This is a genomic window from Bacillus sanguinis (genome assembly GCF_018332475.1).
GTDB lineage: Bacteria > Bacillota > Bacilli > Bacillales > Bacillaceae_G > Bacillus_A > Bacillus_A sanguinis.
The window spans coordinates 1-3,543 of the sequence record NZ_BOQB01000529.1; the positions used below are offsets into that span (position 1 = coordinate 1).

The 3,543-nt window shown below is 31.2% G+C and carries 4 protein-coding genes; 3 read left to right on the forward strand and 1 reads right to left on the reverse strand.

Translation table 11 applies throughout. The features are described from left to right. Window positions 1-783 (reverse strand): protein kinase family protein (locus tag KI369_RS28235; protein WP_212958959.1); only part of this gene is annotated, 783 nt, incomplete at its 3' end. Between the two features lie 127 nt (window positions 784-910). Here KI369_RS28235 and KI369_RS28240 point away from each other — a divergent pair. From KI369_RS28240 to KI369_RS28250, 3 genes are all read left to right on the forward strand, one after another. Further along, window positions 911-1,444, forward strand: coding sequence for a GrpB family protein (locus KI369_RS28240; protein WP_212958960.1), 534 nt, complete (start codon window positions 911-913; stop codon window positions 1,442-1,444). 112 nt (window positions 1,445-1,556) lie between these two features. Further along, window positions 1,557-2,546 carry a zinc-binding dehydrogenase gene (locus KI369_RS28245; protein ID WP_212958961.1) on the forward strand — a complete coding sequence of 330 codons (990 nt, stop codon included), beginning with the start codon at window positions 1,557-1,559 and terminating at the stop codon, window positions 2,544-2,546. Between the two features lie 261 nt (window positions 2,547-2,807). Then, window positions 2,808-3,407 (forward strand): undecaprenyl-diphosphatase, encoded by a 600-nt coding sequence (locus KI369_RS28250; protein WP_212958962.1) that lies wholly within the window; start codon window positions 2,808-2,810, stop codon window positions 3,405-3,407. Window positions 3,408-3,543: the final 136 nt, after the last annotated feature.

A 3,543-nucleotide genomic window follows, 5' to 3' on the forward strand; every position in this document is an offset into this window, starting at 1 on the left:
TATTTCATATAAATCTTTACTTGCTTCCCATTTTGTAAAGGAACGATCTTTTCCACCGCCCAAGAGAGCAAACGCCATTGCCCCCATATTAAATACATTTGTTCTTGCATCAATCATGGCATTTAGTTCAAATTCTTCAGGAGACATAAAACGTGAGGAGCCCCATAATCTTCCCATTTTATTCACGTATGGTTTTTTAGAATATAAATCAATATCACAAATCTTCGTCTCACTTGTATGAAAATTATATAAAATACTACCGTCATAAAAATCTATTGCTACATAGTTTTTCTTTTCGACAAATGTATGGAAAGAAAAAATGCAATGTAAGGATTGAATTCGTTCCATAACTGATAAATGCTTAAATTTATAAAATGGAGAGCTTGGATTAGCATATTTTTCAGGAGGCGGGAAACTCCAATGCGAATGAAGACATTCACCATCAAACCAATCAAAAATTAATACATATCCAGAGTTAATTGGGAAGTGTTCAATTAGTTTTATAAGCGAGTCATGCTTTAATTCCTCGTATAGGGAAGCTGAATTTTTTAATCTTTCAATAGCGTCTTTTATAGTTCCTTCATATGCAAGCGTTTGTGCTCCTGCATATTTAATAAATTTCTTACACCCATCTTTTTCTACACCGAAAGATAGATTGCCTGAATCTTGTTGGTCAAAAACCGCAAATACGTTTCCTAATTTCAATAGCCAATCAAAATTATGATGTTCTTTTAACTGGAATGTAACTTGATTTAACTGAATTTTAACTGGAATATCTTTCATAATATACCTCGCATTTATTATAATTAAGTTGTATATTTCAGTATTCGACATATTTTGTGAAAATCCTATGTTGATCACATGAAATTTTATAAATATAATGATGAATAATTATAAGAAGGTGGCTAAAATGGAACAACAAATCGTAATTAAACCATATCAAAATGACTGGCATGATGAGTATGTAATAGAAAAAGAGAAATTTATTTCTTTACTTGGAGGAGATTGTATTTCTATTGAACATATAGGAAGTACATCCGTAGAGGGATTAGGAGCGAAACCGCTAATAGATATGATGGTTGGTGTAACGGATTTACAAATTACGAAAAAGTGGATTGAAGATTTATTGAAAATTGGATATGAGTATGTTCCAAAAGAAACACCTAATCGACGTTTTTTTAGAAAGGGAAAATGGAGAGCTGGTACTCATCATTTGCATGTTTATATTTATAATAGTGATGAATGGAAAAATAATCTTTTATTTCGAGACTTTCTAATAAAACATGAATGGGTACGTAAAGAATATAGGGAATTAAAAGAGAAGCTTGCAGCTACATATCCTTTTGATCGTGTTTCATATACAAATGCAAAAGCGCCGTTTATTCAAAGTATATTAGAATTGGCCAAACTTAAAAACACCCTGTCTTTCCTACGTTATTTATAGGAAAGGATTTTTTTGTCACAATGATATACATTATTTCTAATTATTGGAGGCAGATTCTTTTATTTATTTTCATATATCTAGTACATTGAAAATATTAAGGGGGAATGAAGTAATGAAAGCTATAGTACATCAAGATAAAAAAGGGCTAGAAGGATTAGAATATAAATTTTCATCTGAAACAAATCCTAATGCCGGTGAAGTAAAAGTAAAGTTAAAAGCAGCAGGATTAAACCATAGAGACTTATTTATTATAAATAATAGAAAAGAAATGGATTTACCATTAGTTATAGGTTCAGATGGATCAGGGATTGTTACAGAAATCGGAGAAGGTGTTTCAAATCATTTATTAAATAGCGAGGTTATTATTAATCCTAGTATTGGATGGGATAATATTGCTGAAATACCTGAGTTACCAGAGGTGTTAGGTGGACCGAGAGATGGAACGTTTGCAGAATATGTTATTGTGTCAGCTGAAAATGTAGTGGAAAAACCGTCATATCTTACTTGGGAAGAGTCTGGGGTACTATCTTTATCGGCACTAACTGCATATAGAGCGCTTTTTACAAAGGGTAGATTGAAGTGTGGTGAACATGTTTTAATTCCGGGGATAGGCGGCGGTGTAGCGACATTTGCCATGTTATTTGCAAAAGCAATTGGTGCAAAAGTAAGTGTTACTTCAAGGGTAGAGAGTAAAAGAAAGTTTGCCGAAACATATGGCGCAGACTTTTCTTTTAATAGTTCTGGAAATTGGGAAGAGAGTTTAAGCGGTGAGAAAGTAGATTTAATAATTGATAGTATAGGTCCAGCAACATTCTTAAAATACTTTGATGTATTAAAACCAAATGGGAGAATTGTTAATTTTGGTGCAAGCTCAGGAGATAAAATTGAATTACCTTTACGTGCATTATTTTATAATCAAATTGATGTTATGGGGACATCTATGGGTAGCCGTGAGGAATTTAATGAAATGATTAAGTTTATAGAGAAATATAAGATTAAACCAATTATGGATAAAGTTTATTCGTTAGAAGAGGCTATTCAAGCATTAAAACGTATGGAACAGGGGGAACAGTTCGGTAATATCGCTCTACGTATGGAATAAAAATATGATTTAATAACCTATCTTTTTATATAGATATGTTATGTAATATATGCACTTAAAGTTCGTGAACCATTTGATTTAAAGGGTTTTTTAACATTATATATCTTGAATTCATGTAAATAGTTACATAATTGTCAAATGAAAAATAGTAAAATGAACAAAGTGAAAATCTAAATATGTGTAAATGTTGTATACTGTGTAAATCAAGTAAACTTGTATCTTTATTTCAAGTAATATAAGAACTTATAAGGAGAGAGTAACGTGAATTACACAGTATTTCAGTGGATAAACAATTTAGCGGGTACATCTGCGCTCTTAGATAAGATTATGATTGCTATTACAAATAGCGCTGCATATGTGGCTATTCTATTCATGTTTATCTTATGGTTTCATAACGGAAAGAAAGAGAGTGCGATAAGAAAACAATATACAGTGTTGTATACGACACTTTCAGTAATAATTGCATTACTAGTAAATATTTTTATTCATGTAGTATATTATCATCCACGTCCTTTTGTATCATATGATGTGAATCAATTAGTACCACATGCAGAAAACTCATCCTTTGTTAGTGATCATTCTGTACTTGTATTATCGATTGCATTTATTTTTATTCTTAGAGGAGAAAAGTTAAGATATATTGCACTTTTATGGGCGGTTTTAGTTTGTATATCACGTTTGTATGTAGGGGTTCATTTCCCTGTAGATGTAATGGGTGCAGCTGTAATAACAATTGTAACAAGCAGTTTATTGTTGCAGAAAAAACTTATATTTGAACCAATCGCAAAACTTGTTTTCAAAATGTATGCACTCGTAGCGAAACGAATTCCCTTTTTAGAAAAATATAACCATGTAGATTAAATTTCATAACTAGCCTCCTATAGATTAGATGAAAAAATCCCCCTTTGGGAATCCAGAGGAGGATTTTTTATTGTATATAAGTGAATGGATTATTCGCAATAGTAATTTGAATATTATGATAAAAGATAAAATAATA